The sequence below is a fragment of the Mycolicibacterium duvalii genome (assembly GCF_010726645.1).
Classification (GTDB): Bacteria; Actinomycetota; Actinomycetes; order Mycobacteriales; family Mycobacteriaceae; genus Mycobacterium; species Mycobacterium duvalii.
Map to the genome: position 1 here is coordinate 3,530,048 of NZ_AP022563.1, position 14,370 is coordinate 3,544,417.

General features: G+C 67.8%; 25 protein-coding genes. All 25 read right to left on the bottom strand.

Annotation, left to right across the window (positions count from 1 at the left end; translation table 11 throughout):
• Nucleotides 1–46: 46 nt before the first annotated feature.
• The gene (locus tag G6N31_RS16675) at nt 47–394 is read right to left on the bottom strand and encodes a DUF732 domain-containing protein (protein ID WP_098002483.1); all 348 of its coding nucleotides are present in this window, start codon (nt 392–394) and stop codon (nt 47–49) included.
• Between the two features lie 120 nt (nt 395–514).
• Nucleotides 515–958 carry a 50S ribosomal protein L15 gene (gene rplO, locus G6N31_RS16680; RefSeq protein ID WP_098002482.1) on the bottom strand — a complete coding sequence of 148 codons (444 nt, stop codon included), beginning with the start codon at nt 956–958 and terminating at the stop codon, nt 515–517.
• Between the two features lie 2 nt (nt 959–960).
• Nucleotides 961–1,140 carry a 50S ribosomal protein L30 gene (gene rpmD, locus G6N31_RS16685; protein WP_014814261.1) on the bottom strand — a complete coding sequence of 60 codons (180 nt, stop codon included), beginning with the start codon at nt 1,138–1,140 and terminating at the stop codon, nt 961–963.
• Between the two features lie 2 nt (nt 1,141–1,142).
• Nucleotides 1,143–1,814: a 30S ribosomal protein S5 gene (rpsE, locus tag G6N31_RS16690; protein WP_098002542.1), complete on the bottom strand. Its 672-nt coding sequence runs from the start codon at nt 1,812–1,814 to the stop codon at nt 1,143–1,145.
• A gap of 43 nt (nt 1,815–1,857) precedes the next feature.
• Complete coding sequence (gene rplR, locus G6N31_RS16695) at nt 1,858–2,262, bottom strand: 50S ribosomal protein L18 (protein WP_098002481.1); 405 nt, start codon at nt 2,260–2,262, stop codon at nt 1,858–1,860.
• 3 nt (nt 2,263–2,265) lie between these two features.
• Nucleotides 2,266–2,805: a 50S ribosomal protein L6 gene (rplF, locus tag G6N31_RS16700; protein ID WP_098002480.1), complete on the bottom strand. Its 540-nt coding sequence runs from the start codon at nt 2,803–2,805 to the stop codon at nt 2,266–2,268.
• 14 nt (nt 2,806–2,819) lie between these two features.
• Nucleotides 2,820–3,218 carry a 30S ribosomal protein S8 gene (gene rpsH, locus G6N31_RS16705; protein ID WP_098002479.1) on the bottom strand — a complete coding sequence of 133 codons (399 nt, stop codon included), beginning with the start codon at nt 3,216–3,218 and terminating at the stop codon, nt 2,820–2,822.
• Between the two features lie 90 nt (nt 3,219–3,308).
• The gene (locus G6N31_RS16710; RefSeq protein ID WP_098002478.1) at nt 3,309–3,494 is read right to left on the bottom strand and encodes a type Z 30S ribosomal protein S14; all 186 of its coding nucleotides are present in this window, start codon (nt 3,492–3,494) and stop codon (nt 3,309–3,311) included.
• Between the two features lie 4 nt (nt 3,495–3,498).
• Nucleotides 3,499–4,065, bottom strand: a complete 567-nt coding sequence (gene rplE / locus G6N31_RS16715; protein WP_098002477.1) for a 50S ribosomal protein L5 — start codon at nt 4,063–4,065, stop codon at nt 3,499–3,501.
• 1 nt (nt 4,066) lies between these two features.
• On the bottom strand, nt 4,067–4,384 hold the full coding sequence (gene rplX, locus G6N31_RS16720; RefSeq protein ID WP_098002476.1) for a 50S ribosomal protein L24: 318 nt from the start codon (nt 4,382–4,384) through the stop codon (nt 4,067–4,069).
• Nucleotides 4,385–4,753, bottom strand: a complete 369-nt coding sequence (gene rplN, locus G6N31_RS16725; protein WP_014814254.1) for a 50S ribosomal protein L14 — start codon at nt 4,751–4,753, stop codon at nt 4,385–4,387.
• Nucleotides 4,754–4,929: 176 nt separating this feature from the next.
• Nucleotides 4,930–5,799: a formylglycine-generating enzyme family protein gene (locus G6N31_RS16730; RefSeq protein ID WP_098002475.1), complete on the bottom strand. Its 870-nt coding sequence runs from the start codon at nt 5,797–5,799 to the stop codon at nt 4,930–4,932.
• A gap of 5 nt (nt 5,800–5,804) precedes the next feature.
• Complete coding sequence (locus G6N31_RS16735; protein WP_098002474.1) at nt 5,805–6,425, bottom strand: hypothetical protein; 621 nt, start codon at nt 6,423–6,425, stop codon at nt 5,805–5,807.
• Between the two features lie 4 nt (nt 6,426–6,429).
• Nucleotides 6,430–8,781, bottom strand: coding sequence for an arylsulfatase (locus G6N31_RS16740; RefSeq protein WP_098002473.1), 2,352 nt, complete (start codon nt 8,779–8,781; stop codon nt 6,430–6,432).
• A gap of 84 nt (nt 8,782–8,865) precedes the next feature.
• The gene (gene rpsQ / locus G6N31_RS16745) at nt 8,866–9,168 is read right to left on the bottom strand and encodes a 30S ribosomal protein S17 (protein WP_098002472.1); all 303 of its coding nucleotides are present in this window, start codon (nt 9,166–9,168) and stop codon (nt 8,866–8,868) included.
• Nucleotides 9,168–9,401: a 50S ribosomal protein L29 gene (gene rpmC / locus G6N31_RS16750; RefSeq protein WP_098002471.1), complete on the bottom strand. Its 234-nt coding sequence runs from the start codon at nt 9,399–9,401 to the stop codon at nt 9,168–9,170. Before rpmC ends, rpsQ begins: the two co-directional genes overlap by 1 nt.
• A complete protein-coding gene (rplP, locus tag G6N31_RS16755; RefSeq protein WP_098002470.1) occupies nt 9,401–9,817 on the bottom strand; it encodes a 50S ribosomal protein L16 in 417 nt (138 codons plus the stop codon). Before rplP ends, rpmC begins: the two co-directional genes overlap by 1 nt.
• Before the next feature lie 2 nt (nt 9,818–9,819).
• Nucleotides 9,820–10,659, bottom strand: a complete 840-nt coding sequence (rpsC, locus tag G6N31_RS16760; protein WP_098002469.1) for a 30S ribosomal protein S3 — start codon at nt 10,657–10,659, stop codon at nt 9,820–9,822.
• Nucleotides 10,659–11,138, bottom strand: coding sequence for a 50S ribosomal protein L22 (rplV, locus tag G6N31_RS16765; RefSeq protein WP_098002468.1), 480 nt, complete (start codon nt 11,136–11,138; stop codon nt 10,659–10,661). Before rplV ends, rpsC begins: the two co-directional genes overlap by 1 nt.
• Nucleotides 11,138–11,419 (bottom strand): 30S ribosomal protein S19, encoded by a 282-nt coding sequence (gene rpsS, locus G6N31_RS16770; protein ID WP_003892827.1) that lies wholly within the window; start codon nt 11,417–11,419, stop codon nt 11,138–11,140. The genes rplV and rpsS overlap by 1 nt, the downstream gene beginning before the upstream one ends.
• A gap of 27 nt (nt 11,420–11,446) precedes the next feature.
• The gene (gene rplB / locus G6N31_RS16775; RefSeq protein WP_098002467.1) at nt 11,447–12,283 is read right to left on the bottom strand and encodes a 50S ribosomal protein L2; all 837 of its coding nucleotides are present in this window, start codon (nt 12,281–12,283) and stop codon (nt 11,447–11,449) included.
• 35 nt (nt 12,284–12,318) lie between these two features.
• Nucleotides 12,319–12,621 (bottom strand): 50S ribosomal protein L23, encoded by a 303-nt coding sequence (gene rplW / locus G6N31_RS16780; protein ID WP_098002466.1) that lies wholly within the window; start codon nt 12,619–12,621, stop codon nt 12,319–12,321.
• Complete coding sequence (gene rplD, locus G6N31_RS16785; RefSeq protein ID WP_098002465.1) at nt 12,622–13,275, bottom strand: 50S ribosomal protein L4; 654 nt, start codon at nt 13,273–13,275, stop codon at nt 12,622–12,624.
• Nucleotides 13,272–13,952, bottom strand: coding sequence for a 50S ribosomal protein L3 (gene rplC / locus G6N31_RS16790; RefSeq protein WP_098002464.1), 681 nt, complete (start codon nt 13,950–13,952; stop codon nt 13,272–13,274). Before rplC ends, rplD begins: the two co-directional genes overlap by 4 nt.
• 13 nt (nt 13,953–13,965) lie before the next feature.
• Entirely contained in the window at nt 13,966–14,271 is a 306-nt protein-coding gene (rpsJ, locus tag G6N31_RS16795) for a 30S ribosomal protein S10 (protein WP_003883485.1), read from the bottom strand.
• Nucleotides 14,272–14,370: the final 99 nt, after the last annotated feature.

Sequence of the window (14,370 nt, forward strand, 5' to 3'; positions counted from 1 at the left end):
AAAGCCTACCGACGGCCGGCGGCGCCCCCTGCGCGGCGGCGCGAGGTCAGCGACCGACCAAGCGCGCGTACTGCGGGCAGTACGCGGCCACCGACACCCGCATCAGCCCGGTGGCCTTGTCGCGGTCCAGGCCGGAGTTCTGCACCGTGCTGCGCACGCCGCGCACCACCGGGACCGGGTTGGGATTGCCGGCCAGCCCCGAGGTGAGCAGGTCGCAGACCTGCTTGCCGACCGCGGGCACGTCGGGAATGCGGCTGGTGTCGATACCGAGCGCCTTCACGGCGTCGGCGAAGCGTTGATCGTCAGGTTGCGCTGCAGCCGGTGCGGCCGCACCGAAAGCGGTCAGGCCGGCGGCGACCATCGCCGCGGCCACGGCGCGACGGTAGCGAATCATGGTTGCTCCTCGGTCATTTCCCCTGCGGCAGTCTAATCGTGTGTGGCGCCGCGCGCGTTACGAGCGCATCCACGCAGAAAGCCCCTACCGAAGCAGGGGCTCTCTGACCACAACGATCGTCTACAGCTCGGTGGCGGTGCCGCCCGCAGAGGTGATCGCCTCGCGGGCGCTGCCGCTGAACTTGTGCGCGGTCACGTCGACCTTGGCCGACAGTTTGCCGTCGCCGAGCACCTTGACGAGGGTGTTCTTGCGCACCAGGCCCTTGGCCACCAGCTCGTCGACACCCACGGTGCCCCCGTCCGGGAACGCCTTGTTGATGTCACCGACGTTGACCACGGCGTACTCGGTGCGGAAGCGGTTGCGGAACCCCTTGAGCTTGGGCAGCCGCATGTGGATGGGCATCTGCCCGCCCTCGAACATCACCGGCACGTTCTTGCGCGCCTTGGTGCCCTTGGTGCCACGGCCGGCGGTCTTGCCCTTGGAGCCTTCACCGCGGCCCACCCGCGTCTTGGGGGTCTTCTCCCCCGGCGCGGGTCGCAGGTCGTGCAGCTTGATCGGAGCCATGGTTAAACCTCCTCAACCGTGACCAGATGGTGCACGGTCTTGATCAGTCCGCGGGTCTGCGGGTTGTCCTCGCGGACCACGGACTGGCGGATCTTGCGCAGGCCCAGCGTGCGCAGCGTCTCCCGCTGCTTCCACCGCGCGCCGATGGTGCTGCGCACCTGGGTGATCTTGAGCTCTGCCATGGTTACGCCGTTCCTTCACGCGCAGCGCTGGCGGCCAGGGCCTCGGCCTCACGCCGGGCCTTGAGCATGCCTGCGGGCGCCACATCCTCGATCGGCAGGCCGCGGCGAGCCGCGACCTCTTCCGGGCGCTGCAACAACTTCAGCGCGGCGACGGTCGCGTGCACCACGTTGATCGCGTTGTCGCTGCCCAGCGATTTGGCGAGCACGTCGTGCACGCCGGCGCACTCGAGCACCGCGCGGCATGCGCCGCCGGCGATGACACCGGTACCCGGGCTGGCCGGGCGCAGCATGACCACACCGGCCGCGGCCTCGCCCTGGACCGGATGGGTGACGGTGCCGCCGATCAGCGGCACGCGGAAGAAGTTCTTGCGTGCCTCCTCGACGCCCTTGGCGATCGCGGCGGGGACTTCCTTGGCCTTGCCGTAGCCGACACCGACCATGCCCTTGCCGTCACCGACGATCACGAGCGCGGTGAAGCTGAAGCGGCGACCACCCTTGACCACCTTGGAGACGCGGTTGATGGTGACGACGCGCTCGAGGTAGTTGCTCTTCTCCCGGTCGTCGCGACCGCCGCGGCCACCGCGGTCGTCACGGCGACCCCGGCCCCCGCGGTCGTTCCTGCCGTCGCGGCCGTCGCTCGACGGCCCGCCGGCTCCTGCAGCCTGCTCGGCCATCATGCATTCCTTCCGGTTTGGTTCACGTTGGTCAGTTCGATCATCAGAACTTCAGCCCGCCTTCGCGTGCGGCGTCGGCCAGCGCCGCGATCCGACCACCGTAGGTGTACCCACCGCGGTCGAACACGACCTCGTCGATGCCGGCAGCCTTGGCGCGCTCGGCGATGAGCTGACCCACCCGCGTGCTGTGGGCCTTCTTGTCCCCGTCGAGGGCACGCACGTCGGCCTCGATCGAGGAGGCCGCCGCCAGCGTCACGCCCTGGGCGTCGTCGACCAGCTGCACGTGGATGTGCCGCGCCGACCGGTTGACCACCAGGCGGGGACGCTCGGCTGTACCGGCGACCTTCTTGCGCAGCCGCGCGTGCCGGCGCAGCCGCGAGGTGCGCCGCGTCTCGGAGATGTTCTTGCCGACCGGCTTGTGACCGGCGTCTTGAGTCTTGGTAGCCATCTACTACTTACCTGTCTTTCCGACCTTGCGGCGGATCTGCTCACCCTCGTAGCGAATGCCCTTGCCCTTGTAGGGATCGCTCTTGCGAAGACGGCGGATGTTGGCCGCGATCTGGCCGACTGCCTGCTTGTCGATACCGGAGATCGAGAACTTGGTGGGCGTCTCCACGGTGAAGGTGACGCCCTCCGGAGCCTTGATCAGCACCGGGTGGCTGTAGCCGAGGGCGAACTCCAGGTCGCTGCCCTTGGCCACCACGCGGTAGCCGACGCCGAAGATCTCCATCTTGGTGGTGTAACCCTCGGTCACGCCGGTGACCAGGTTGGCGATCAGCGTGCGCGACAGGCCGTGCAGCGACCTGTTGCGGCGCTCGTCGTTGGGCCGGCTGACCACGATGGCGCCGTCCTCGTCACGTGCGACCTCGATCGGCTCGGCGACGTCGAGGGTCAGGGTGCCCTTGGGCCCCTTGACGGCCACGTTCTGCCCGGTGATCGTCACGTCGACCCCGTTCGGGACCGGGACCGGGTTCTTTCCAATGCGAGACATGTTCTAGCCCTCCCTCACCACACGTAGGCGAGGACTTCGCCACCGACGCCCTCGCGGGCCGCCTGGCGGTCGGTCCTCAGACCGGACGACGTGGAAATGATCGCCACACCGAGCCCGCCGAGCACGCGCGGCAGGTTGGTGGACTTCGCGTAGACGCGCAGGCCGGGCTTGGACACCCGGCGCAGGCCCGCGATGCTGCGTTCCCGGCTGGGGCCGTACTTCAACTGCACGACCAGGGACTTGCCCACGCGGGCGTCCTCGGTGCGGTAGTCGCTGATGTAGCCCTCGCGCTTGAGGATCTCGGCGATGTTGGCCTTGATCTTGCTGTGCGGCAGGGTCACTTCGTCGTGGTACGCCGAGTTGGCGTTGCGCAGACGTGTCAAGAAGTCTGCGATCGGATCCGTCATGGTCATGACAGCCGGTTCACCTTTCTCGCGGCGGTTCCCTCTGTGTCCATTACTTTCGGGGGCCTACCGCAACTGTGTTAGTAGTGGTTGGCTGGCTTACCAGCTGGATTTCTGCACGCCCGGCAGCTCGCCCGCGTGCGCCATCTCGCGCAGGCAAATGCGGCACAGACCGAACTTGCGGTACACCGAGTGCGGCCGGCCGCACCTGTTGCAGCGCGTGTAGGCCCGCACCTTGAACTTGGGCTTCTTGTTGGCCTTGTTGACCAGAGCTTTCTTTGCCATCTGCTCAGTTCTCCTTGAACGGGAAGCCCAGCGCCCGCAGTAGCGCCCGTCCCTCGTCGTCGTTCGTCGCCGAGGTGACGACGGTGATGTCCATGCCCCGGGGCCGGTCGATGCTGTCCACGTCGATCTCGTGGAACACCGACTGCTCGGTCAGCCCGAAGGTGTAGTTGCCGGTGCCGTCGAACTGCTTGGCGTTCAGACCGCGGAAGTCGCGGATACGGGGCAGCGAGATCGAGATCAGCCGATCCAGGAACTCCCACATCCGGTCGCCGCGCAAAGTCACCCGCGCGCCGATCGGCATACCCTCGCGGAGCTTGAACTGGGCGATCGACTTGCGCGCCCGGCGGATCTCCGGCTTCTGGCCCGTGATCAGCGTCAGGTCGTTGACCGCACCGTTGATCAGCTTGGCGTCGCGGGCGGCGTCCCCGACACCCATGTTCACGACGACCTTGACCACGCCCGGGATCTGCATCACGTTGGCGTAGCCGAACTCCTTGGCCAGCGCATCGCGGATCTCTTCGCGGTAGCGCTGCTTCAGGCGCGGCAGGCTCTTGGTTTCGGTGCTGGTCATCTCAGATGTCCTTGCCATTGGTCTTGGCGACGCGGACCTTCTTGCCGGTCTCGGCGTCGATGCGGTAGCCCACGCGCGTCGGCTTGCCGTCGGAGTCGAGCAGCATCACGTTCGAGACGGCGATCGGCGCCTCCTGGGTGACGATGCCGCCGGACGACGCGCCACGCTCGTTGGCCGACTGCGCCGTGTGCTTCTTGATCCGGTTCACGCCCTCGACGAGGATCTTCTCGCGGTCGGGGTAGGCCACCAGGACCTTGCCCTTGGCGCCCTTGTCCTTGCCGGAGATCACCAGCACCGTGTCGCCCTTATGGACCTTCATCTACAACACCTCCGGGGCGAGCGAGACGATCTTCATGAAGCGCTTCTCGCGCAGTTCACGACCAACGGGCCCGAAGATGCGGGTCCCACGCGGGTCGTTGTCGTTCTTGATGATGACGGCGGCGTTCTCGTCGAACTTGATGTAGCTGCCGTCGGCGCGGCGGCGCTCCTTGACGGTGCGCACGACGACCGCCTTGACGACGTCGCCGCGCTTGACGTTGCCGCCCGGGATGGCGTCCTTGACGGTGGCCACGATGACATCACCGATGCCGGCGTAGCGCCGCGACGATCCGCCGAGCACGCGGATGCACAAGATCTCCTTGGCGCCCGTGTTGTCGGCGACCTTGAGCCGCGATTCCTGCTGAATCACTAGATCTCCTCGACCTGGTTACTGTGTGCACGCAGGATTACCGACCCTGACGTGCGCGGTCTTTGTCACCCAAAGGCACGCAGGGCCCATCCGCAGGATCGGCCGAGGTCTGCCCAAGGCAACCCGTACATACTAGGTGAGCTCGGGAAATGATCCAAATCGCCGGCGGTCGGCGGTCAGCGGGCGCAGCGGAAGCCGATGTGGGTGGTCGCGCTGTCCTGCGACTGCGGCGAGCGCGCCGACGGTCGGTAGCGGTGACAGTATTCCGGTGCGCACAGGTGCGACCCGCCCTTGAGGGCCTGGCTGACGGCTGGATCGGGGTGCGACGGCGGGCAGCACGACGGCGCCGCGCCGATCCGGTGGTGCCCGGCGAAGCGCGTCGTCGTCCATTCCCACACGTTGCCGATCATGTCGACAAGCCCGTACGCGTTCGGCGGGAACGCACCCACCGGGGAGGTGCCGCGCCACCCGAGGGCACCGTCGTTGCGGTACGGGAACCGTCCCTGCCAGGTGTTGGCCATCAGCCGGCCGTCGGGCGCCGGGTCGTCCCCCCACCCGTAGGTGCTGGCCGAGCCGCCCCGCGCGGCGAACTCCCACTCGGCCTCGGTCGGCAACCGGCGACCGGCCCAGCGCGCGTAGGCCACCGCATCGGTGTAGCACACCGCCACCACGGGGTGATCGGGTTTGTCCTGCACCGAACTGTCCGGCCCGAACGGCGCGCGCCAGCACGCGCCGGGCACCCATCGCCACCACTGCCGCCAGTCGCGCAGGTCCACCGGGCCGGTGGTGGGCGTGAACACCAGCGCGCCGGGCACCAGATCCGCCGCCGATGCGCCCGGGAACAGCGCCGGGTCGGGTGCGGTCTCGGCGACGGTGCGGTAGCCGGTGTCGGCGACGAACGCGGCGAACTGCGCGTTGGTCACCGGGTGGGCCTCGATCTCGAACGGCTCGACGGTGACGGTGTGCACCGGGGCCTCTTCCGGATAGAACCGGGTCGAGCCCATCCGGAACGACCCCCCTGGCAGCGCGACGAGGCCGGTCACCATGGATGTCAGGGTAGGCCGATCTCGAAGTCGCCGGTCAGCATCGTCGCGGCGGCGTCGAAGCCGGGCGTGCCGCTCGGCGCCTCGACGTACACCGCGATCAGATAGGCCGCTCCCCCGCTCGGCACGTGCACGATCCGCGCCTCGTACTGCACCGTGGCCGTGCCGTCGTCCGCGGTGCCCAGTACGCCCAGCACGGTCTGGCCGGGATAGCCGCACAACTCTCCGGGGAGCAGACTCACGGAGCTGAGCACGGTGTCGGCGGTGAGATCGTCGACATAGATGGCGAACGCCTCGTCCGGGTCCGACGAGACCTTCGAGACGGTGACCGTGGCCCACATGCCGTCGGGCCCCTCCAACCGTGCGCCGCCGGGCGACGAACCCATCGACCATCCCTCGGGCACACCGACGGTCGCGGTGGGAGCCGCCGGGTCGGCGATCTCGGCCTGTACCCGCACCGGTGCGAGCTCCTCTGGCACGCAGGGGTTTCCGGCAGGTTCGGGCACCGCGGTGGTCACGACTGCGGACGTGTCGGTACCCGCGGTCGGCACCCCCTGCTCGACGCGCGTGCATCCCGGGGCGGCCAGCCAGACGCCTGCTGCCAGCAGCACCGCCGGGATGCGGTTCACGAGATCAATCCCGGGCGAACGCGCGCGCGAAATCCCGGTCCAGGTCGGCGTACCCGGTACCGGACACGTCGACGGTGACCCGTGTGATGGCGCCGCCGGTGAACGCGAACGGCGAAGCGTAGGACCGCGACACCGGCGAGCCCGCGTTGCGTCCGACGCTGAGGGTGGCGCTGGCGAGACCGAATGTGGCGGGCATGGCCCGCATGCCGGGATAGGTCGCGACCTCGGTGCCGTCGACGTAGAGCGCGGCGTCGCCGAGCGGTGTGTGGCTGTTCTCGACGGTGCCGGTGCGGGTGTAGGCGAAGCCGAGGCTGTGGGTACCGGGGCCGACGGGCTCGGACGACGACAGCGTCTGCTCGATCTCGCCGAGGAAGTTGTAGCTGAAATGCAGTCGGCCGTCGCGCAGGAACATCACGTAACCACCGTGTGCGCCACCGTGTTTGATGACCACCCCGGCCGCGTCGGCATCCTCGACGGTGACCTCGGCGAGCACTGCGAACGACCGGCCGCGCAACTCCACCGCCGCCCCACTGCCGACGTCGGCGGTACCCGGGTAGTACGTGTAGGACGCGCGATCGCCCGACAGCGTGGGCCGCCACCGCCCTATGGTCTCCAGCACGTCGAGGTCACCCAGCGGCAGGCCGTTGTACTTCCGGGCTTCGGCGAACCACAGGTCGACCATCTCGGCGACCTTGTCGGGGAACTCGTCGGCCAGGTCGTGGCACTGACTACGGTCGGTTTCGATGTGGTAGAGCTCCCACCGGTCGGCGTCGAAGTTCGACCACCCGGCCGGCGACGCGGCGTGCACGGCGCTGGCGAACCACCCCTTGTGCCAGATACCGCGGGTACCCAGCATGGTGTAGAACTGGGTCTCCTTGCCCGTCGGCGCGTCCGGATCATCCAGTGCCACTTTGAAACTCACGCCGTCGAGCGGCTTCTGCGCAACGCCGCGCACCGTCGCCGGCGGCGTGATGTCGAGCAGGTCGTAGACCGTCGGGGTGATGTCGGCGACGTTGACGTAGTTGTCGCGGATCTCGCCGTGCGCGCGAATCCCCTTCGGCCAGGAGATGATCGCGCTGTCGGCGATACCGCCCTCGTGCGAGGCGTAGCGTTTGTAGAGCTTGTAGGGCGTGTTGAACGCCATCGCCCAGCCGATCGGATAGTGGTTGAACGTCTGCGGACTGCCCAGCTGGTCGAAGAACCGCAGGCTCTCCTCGACGGTGTCGATGTAACCGTTGAAGAACTTGCCCTCGTTGACCGAGCCGTTGGGACCGCCCTCACCGCTGGCTCCGTTGTCGGAGATCACCACGATGACGGTGTTGTCGAGCTGGCCGGTCTGTTCGAGATGGTCGAGCACCCGGCCCAGCTGCGCGTCGGTGTAGGACAGGAAACCGGCGAAGACCTCGGCCATCCGGGCGAACAACCGCTTCTCGTCGTCACTCAGCGAGTCCCACGGCCGCACGGTGTCCTGCTCCGGCCACGGCTGGCCGTTGGGGCCGGTGACGTCGGAGTACGGGTTCATCGCGGAGAGCTCGGTGTCCGGCGGCACAAGGCCCATCCGCTTCTGGTTCTCCAGCACGATCTCTCGGTAGCGCTCGTAGCCCATGTCGAAGACGCCCGCGTATTTGTCGGCCCACTCTTTGAAGACATGGTGGGGCGCATGACCGGCACCGGGGCAGACGTAGGCGAACCACGGCTTCTCGGGCGCGATCACCTTGGCGTCACGGATGAACTCAATGGTCTTGTCCGCCAAGTCTTTCGACAGGTGGTAACCCTCTTCCGGGGTGGCCGGTGGCGAGACGGGATGGTTGTCGTAGACCAGGTCGGGATACCACTGGTCGGTTTCGCCGCCGAGGAACCCGTAGAACCGCTCGAAGCCGCGCGACAGCGGCCAGTGCCGTTTGGTCGACGCAAGATTCGATTCCTCGATGGGGGTGAGGTGCCACTTGCCGAGGCAGTAGGTGTTGTATCCGTTCTCCGTCAACACCTCTGAGAGCAATGCGGTGTCGAATGGGATGCGGCCGTTGCAGTTCGGGAAACCGTCGGTGAACTCCTCGATGGTGGCCATGCCGACGGTGGTGGCGTTGCGGCCGGTGAGCAGCGAGGCCCGGGTCGGCGAGCACAGCGCGGTGGTGTGGAACTGCGAAAGCCGCACGCCCCGTTCGGCGATGCGGCTCATGGCCGGCATCTCGACCAGCCCGCCGAAGCAGTCCCAGGTGGCGATGCCGACGTCGTCCCAGACGATGTAGAGCACGTTGGGCGCGTCGGGCTGCGCGGTCGGCGCCGCGAACGGACCCCAGTCGGGCTCGGAGTCGCGGATGTCGAGCTCGATCTTGCCGTTGAAGTCCGTGGTCACGTCCGGAGGTTACACCGCGACCAGGTTCTTTCGTCGAAAAAGCCCCGTCGCCGGCAGGCGACGGGGCTCTTCTTCACGCAGTGCTTACTTGGCCTTCTCGAGGACCTCGACCAGGCGCCAGCGCTTGGTCGCCGAGGTCGGGCGGGTCTCCATCAGCGAGACGCGGTCGCCGACGCCGGCGGCCTCGTTCTCGTCGTGGGCCTTGACCTTGGTGGTCGTCCGGATGATCTTGCCGTAGAGCGGGTGGCTCTTGCGGGACTCCAGCTCGACGACGATCGTCTTCTGCATCTTGTCCGACACCACGTAGCCGATCGCGGTCTTACGACGGCCGCGCGGCTTCTCGGTCCGGGGCGTGTAGGCCGGCCCCTTCTGATCGCTTTCTGCCATTAGGAATCCTCACCTCCGGGTCCGGCGGCCAGACCCAACTCGCGTTCGCGCAGCACGGTGTACACCCGCGCGATCTCCTGCCGGACCGTGCGCAGCCGGCGATTGTTGGCAAGCTGGCCGGTCGCCATCTGGAAGCGCAGGTTGAACAGCTCTTCCTTGGACTCGCGCAGCTTGTCGGTCAGTTCGTCGTCGGTGAGCTCACGCAGTTCACCGGGCGATGTGCCCACTGCCATCAGAACTGCTCCTCTCTGGTGACGATGCGTGCCTTGATCGGCAGCTTGTGGATCGCGCGCGTCAGCGCGGCGCGGGCGATCTCCTCGTTGGGGTAACTCAGCTCGAACAGCACGCGACCCGGCTTGACGTTGGCGACCCACCACTCCGGCGAACCCTTACCGGAACCCATCCGGGTCTCGGCGGGCTTCTTGGTCAGCGGACGGTCCGGGAAGATGTTGATCCACACCTTGCCGCCACGCTTGATGTGCCGGTTGATGGCGATACGAGCGGACTCGATCTGCCGGTTGGTGATGTAGGCGTGCTCGAGCGCCTGGATGCCGTAGTCACCGAAGCTCACCTGGGTCCCGCCGCTGGCGATGCCACGCTGCTTGGGGTGGTGCTGCTTGCGGTGCTTGACCTTCCGGGGAATCAGCATGACTAGCTCTCCGTATTCTCAGCGGCGCCTGCGGCCGCCTCGGTTCCTGCGGTGGCCTCGGCGACGGCCGGAGCCTCGCCGGAGGCCGCGCGGCCGGCGTCGGTGCTCGTCGCCGTGGTGCCCGACGCGCCGCTGCGACGCGGCCGGGTACCCGACGGGCGCTCACGGCGCGGGCGGTCGGCGGCGGGTGCGGCGGCGGCCAGCTCACGCTTGCCACCGACGATGTCGCCCTTGTAGATCCAGACCTTCACGCCGATCCGGCCGAAGGTGGTCTTCGCCTCGTAGAGGCCGTAGTCGATGTCCGCGCGCAGCGTGTGCAGCGGCACCCGACCTTCGCGGTAGAACTCCGAGCGGCTCATCTCGGCCCCGCCGAGGCGGCCCGAGCACTGCACCCGGATGCCCTTGACGTTGGGCTGACGCATCGCCGACTGGATCGCCTTGCGCATCGCGCGGCGGAACGCCACGCGGTTGCTCAGCTGCTCGGCGACGCCCTGGGCCACCAGCTGGGCCTGGCTCTCGGGGTTCTTCACCTCGAGGATGTTGAGCTGGACCTGCTTCTTGGTCAGCTTCTCCAGGTCGGCGCGGATACGGTCGGCCTCGGTGCCGCGGCGGCCGATCACGATGCCCGGACGCGCGGTGTGAATGTCCACCCGAACGCGGTCGCGGGTGCGCTCGATCTCGACGTCGGCGATGCCGGCCCGCTCCAGGCCGGTGGCCAGCAGCTTGCGGATCGCGACATCTTCCTTGATGTAGTCCGCGTACTGCTTGTCGGCGTACCAGCGGGACTTCCAGTCGGTGGTGATGCCGAGCCGGAAGCCGTGCGGGTTGATCTTCTGGCCCACTACTCCGAGCCCTCCTTCGCCTCGGTAGAGGCCTCGGTCTTGGATGTCTTGGTGGCTGCCTTGGACGCCTGCGCCCGGCGTGCGCGCGCGGCCGACGCCGAGGCACCGCCCCGGTTGGACCGGCTCGGCCGGCTCTCGACGATCACCGTGATGTGGCTGGTGCGCTTGCGGATCCGGAACGCCCGCCCCTGGGCGCGCGGCCGGATGCGCTTGGCGGTGGGGCCCTCGTCGGCGTGGATGGTCGCGACCACCAGGGTCGCCGGGTCCAGGCCCTCGTTGTTCTGCGCGTTGGCCGCGGCGCTGGCGATCACCTTGGCGACCGGCTCACTGGCGGCCTGCGGCGCCCACCGCAGGATGTCGAGAGCTTCCTCGACGCTCTTGCCGCGGACCAGGTCGATCACGCGGCGGGCCTTGGTGGCCGAGACGCGCACGAAGCGCGCCTTGGCGGAGGCCGACGGATACTCGATTGCTGTAGTCATTACCGCCTCTTGCTCTTCCGGTCATCCTTGATGTGACCCTTGAAGGTGCGGGTGGGAGCGAACTCGCCCAGCTTGTGTCCGACCATCGCCTCGGTGACGAACACCGGGACGTGCTTGCGTCCGTCGTGGACGGCGAAGGTGTGTCCGATGAAGTCCGGGATGATGGTCGAGCGGCGCGACCAGGTCTTGATGACCTGCTTGGTGTTCTTCTCGTTCTGGACGTCGACCTTCTTGAGCAGATGGTCGTCGACGAACGGACCTTTCTTCAGGCTGCGTGGCATCGCTGTGTCTCCTTTACCGAGCGCCGACTAGCGCTTCTTGCCGGTGCGCCGGCGTCGGACGATGAGCTTGTCGCTCGCCTTGTTGGGCTTGCGGGTGCGGCCTTCGGGCTTGCCCCACGGGCTGACCGGGTGACGGCCACCGGAGGTCTTGCCCTCGCCACCGCCGTGCGGGTGGTCGACGGGGTTCATCACGACGCCGCGGACGGTGGGGCGCTTGCCTTTCCAGCGCATGCGGCCGGCCTTGCCCCAGTTGATGTTGGCCTGCTCGGCGTTGCCGACCTCGCCGACGGTGGCGCGGCAACGCACATCGACGCGGCGGATCTCACCGGACGGCATACGCAGCGACGCGTAGGCGCCTTCCTTACCCAGCAGCTGGATCGACGCACCGGCCGACCGGGCCAGCTTGGCGCCGCCGCCGGGGCGCAGCTCCACCGCGTGGATGACCGTACCGGCGGGGATGTTGCGCAGCGGCAGGTTGTTGCCCGGCTTGATGTCGGCGTTGGCGCCCGACTCGATGGTGTCGCCCTGCTTGATGCCGTAAGGCGCGATGATGTAGCGCTTCTCGCCGTCCAGGTAGTGCAGCAGCGCGATGTTCGCGGTGCGGTTCGGGTCGTACTCGATGTGGGCGACCTTGGCGTTGACGCCGTCCTTGTCGTGCCGACGGAAGTCGATCACGCGGTAGGCGCGCTTGTGCCCGCCGCCCTTGTGCCGGGTGGTGATCCGGCCGTGCGCGTTGCGCCCGCCCTTGCCGTGCAGCGGGCGGACCAGCGACTTCTCCGGGTGGTCGCGGGTGATCTCGGCGAAGTCGGACACGCTCGAGCCGCGGCGACCCGGGGTCGTCGGCTTGTACTTACGAATAGCCATCTTCTACTCAGTCCTGTTCTTGTCCTGTCCGGCGATCAGGCCGGCGCTCCGAACAGATCGATGGGTTTGCTACCCGCGGCCAGCGTCACGATGGCGCGCTTGGTGTCCTTGCGCTTGCCGTAGCCGGTGCGGGTGCGCTTGCGCTTGCCCTGCCGGTTGGCGGTGTTCACCGACGCGACCTTGACCTTGAAGATCTTCTCGACTGCGATCTTGATCTGCGTCTTGTTCGAGTCGGGGTGCACGATGAACGTGTAGACGTTGTCCTCGATGAGTCCGTAGGACTTCTCCGAGATCACCGGCGCGAGAATGATGTCGCGGGGATCGGTCACGGTAGCCATCTACGCCGTTACCTCCTGCTCCTGCTTGGTGCCCGCCTCGATGTAGGCGTTCAGCGCCTCGACGCTGAACACCACGTCGTCGGCCTTGAGCACGTCGTACGTGTTGAGCTGGTCGGGCGAAATGACATGTACGCCAGGCAGATTGCGCACGCTGAGCGTGCTCGCCTCGTCGGCGCGGCCGATGACCACCAGCACCTGCTTACGGTCGGTCAGGCTCGCCAGGAACGCCTTGGCGCTCTTGGTCGACGGCGACTGACCCTCGACCAGCTCGGTGACGGCGTGGATACGGCCGTTGCGCGCCCGGTCGCTCAGCGCGCCGCGCAGCGCGGCCCGGATCATCTTCTTCGGGGTCCGCTCGCTGTAGTCGCGCGGCTTGGGACCGTGCACGGTGCCACCGCCGGCGTACTGCGGCGCGCGCGTCGAGCCCTGACGGGCGCGGCCGGTGCCCTTCTGGCGGTACGGCTTCTTGCCGCCGCCGCGGACCTCGCCGCGGGTCTTGGTCGAGTGCGTGCCCTGCCGGGCCGCCGCAAGCTGAGCGGTGACCACCTGGTGCATCAACGCGATGTTGGGTTCGACGTCGAACAGCGCGGCGGGCAGCTCGATGGAGCCATCCGTCTTGCCGCCGGGCGTCCGTACCTCAAGAGTCAGAGTCATGCCTTCTCGCCTCGCTTAACTGCGCTGCGGACCATCACCAGTCCACCGTTGCGTCCGGGGATCGCGCCCTTGATCAGCAGGACGTTGTTCTCGGCGTCGACCTTGTGCACCTTCAGGTTCTGCGTGGTGACGCGGTCGTTGCCCATCCGGCCCGACATGCGGGTGCCCTTGAAGACACGGCCCGGGGTGGCGCAGCCACCGATCGAGCCCGGCCGGCGGTGCACGGCCTGCGCGCCGTGGGAGGCGCCCTGGCCGCGGAAGCCGTGCCGCTTCATGGTGCCGGCGAAGCCCTTGCCCTTGCTGGTGCCGGTCACGTCGACGTAGCTGCCGTCGGCGAAGATCTCGGCGGTCAGCTCCTGGCCGACTTCGTACTCGGCGGCCGCGGCCTCGTCGTCGAGCCGCAGCTCGGCGAGGTGGCGGCGGGGGTTCACGCCGGCGACGGCGTACTGCCCCGAAAGCGGCTTGTTCACCTTGCGCGGGCTGATCTCGCCGTAGGCGAGCTGCACGGCGCTGTACCCGTCGCGCTCCGCGGTGCGGATGCGCGTGACGACGTTGGGCCCGGCCTTGACGACCGTCACCGGCACGACCTTGTTGTTCTCGTCGAACACCTGCGTCATGCCCAGCTTGGTGCCCAGAATGCCGCGGCGCGGAGCGCCCGAATTGCTTGAGGGTGCCATTCTTGTGGGTCTCCTACTGGATGTTGACGTCGACGCTGGCCGGCAGATCGATGCGCATCAACGCGTCGACCGTCTTCGGCGTCGGGTCGAGGATGTCGATCAGGCGCTTGTGGGTGCGCATCTCGAAGTGCTCGCGCGAGTCCTTGTACTTGTGCGGAGACCGGATGACGCAATACACGTTCTTCTCGGTCGGCAGCGGCACCGGGCCGACCACGCTGGCGCCCGTCCGGGTGACCGTCTCGACGATCTTGCGCGCCGAGGCGTCGATCGCCTCATGGTCGTAGGCCTTGAGCCTGATGCGGATCTTCTGTCCCGCCACGCTTCTCCTACCTCACTACTCATGGCCCCACGCCGTCCGGGAGATCCGGAACCCTGCTGGGCCTGGCTGTGCCGCCGCTGTTTACCTGTCTCTGGTTCA

What these genes read in the sequence shown, in the direction of transcription:
- G6N31_RS16675 (WP_098002483.1), bottom strand. Translation starts at nt 394, where the DNA reads ATGATTCGCTACCGTCGCGCCGTGGCCGCGGCGATGGTCGCCGCCGGC.
- rplO (WP_098002482.1), bottom strand. Translation starts at nt 958, where the DNA reads ATGGCTCCGATCAAGCTGCACGACCTGCGACCCGCGCCGGGGGAGAAG.
- rpmD (WP_014814261.1), bottom strand. Translation starts at nt 1,140, where the DNA reads ATGGCAGAGCTCAAGATCACCCAGGTGCGCAGCACCATCGGCGCGCGG.
- rpsE (WP_098002542.1), bottom strand. Translation starts at nt 1,814, where the DNA reads ATGGCCGAGCAGGCTGCAGGAGCCGGCGGGCCGTCGAGCGACGGCCGC.
- rplR (WP_098002481.1), bottom strand. Translation starts at nt 2,262, where the DNA reads ATGGCTACCAAGACTCAAGACGCCGGTCACAAGCCGGTCGGCAAGAAC.
- rplF (WP_098002480.1), bottom strand. Translation starts at nt 2,805, where the DNA reads ATGTCTCGCATTGGAAAGAACCCGGTCCCGGTCCCGAACGGGGTCGAC.
- rpsH (WP_098002479.1), bottom strand. Translation starts at nt 3,218, where the DNA reads ATGACCATGACGGATCCGATCGCAGACTTCTTGACACGTCTGCGCAAC.
- G6N31_RS16710 (WP_098002478.1), bottom strand. Translation starts at nt 3,494, where the DNA reads ATGGCAAAGAAAGCTCTGGTCAACAAGGCCAACAAGAAGCCCAAGTTC.
- rplE (WP_098002477.1), bottom strand. Translation starts at nt 4,065, where the DNA reads ATGACCAGCACCGAAACCAAGAGCCTGCCGCGCCTGAAGCAGCGCTAC.
- rplX (WP_098002476.1), bottom strand. Translation starts at nt 4,384, where the DNA reads ATGAAGGTCCATAAGGGCGACACGGTGCTGGTGATCTCCGGCAAGGAC.
- G6N31_RS16730 (WP_098002475.1), bottom strand. Translation starts at nt 5,799, where the DNA reads ATGGTGACCGGCCTCGTCGCGCTGCCAGGGGGGTCGTTCCGGATGGGC.
- rpsQ (WP_098002472.1), bottom strand. Translation starts at nt 9,168, where the DNA reads ATGGCAGAAAGCGATCAGAAGGGGCCGGCCTACACGCCCCGGACCGAG.
- rpmC (WP_098002471.1), bottom strand. Translation starts at nt 9,401, where the DNA reads ATGGCAGTGGGCACATCGCCCGGTGAACTGCGTGAGCTCACCGACGAC.
- rplP (WP_098002470.1), bottom strand. Translation starts at nt 9,817, where the DNA reads ATGCTGATTCCCCGGAAGGTCAAGCACCGCAAGCAGCACCACCCCAAG.
- rplV (WP_098002468.1), bottom strand. Translation starts at nt 11,138, where the DNA reads ATGACTACAGCAATCGAGTATCCGTCGGCCTCCGCCAAGGCGCGCTTC.
- rpsS (WP_003892827.1), bottom strand. Translation starts at nt 11,419, where the DNA reads ATGCCACGCAGCCTGAAGAAAGGTCCGTTCGTCGACGACCATCTGCTC.
- rplB (WP_098002467.1), bottom strand. Translation starts at nt 12,283, where the DNA reads ATGGCTATTCGTAAGTACAAGCCGACGACCCCGGGTCGCCGCGGCTCG.
- rplW (WP_098002466.1), bottom strand. Translation starts at nt 12,621, where the DNA reads ATGGCTACCGTGACCGATCCCCGCGACATCATTCTCGCGCCGGTGATC.
- rplD (WP_098002465.1), bottom strand. Translation starts at nt 13,275, where the DNA reads ATGACTCTGACTCTTGAGGTACGGACGCCCGGCGGCAAGACGGATGGC.
- rplC (WP_098002464.1), bottom strand. Translation starts at nt 13,952, where the DNA reads ATGGCACCCTCAAGCAATTCGGGCGCTCCGCGCCGCGGCATTCTGGGC.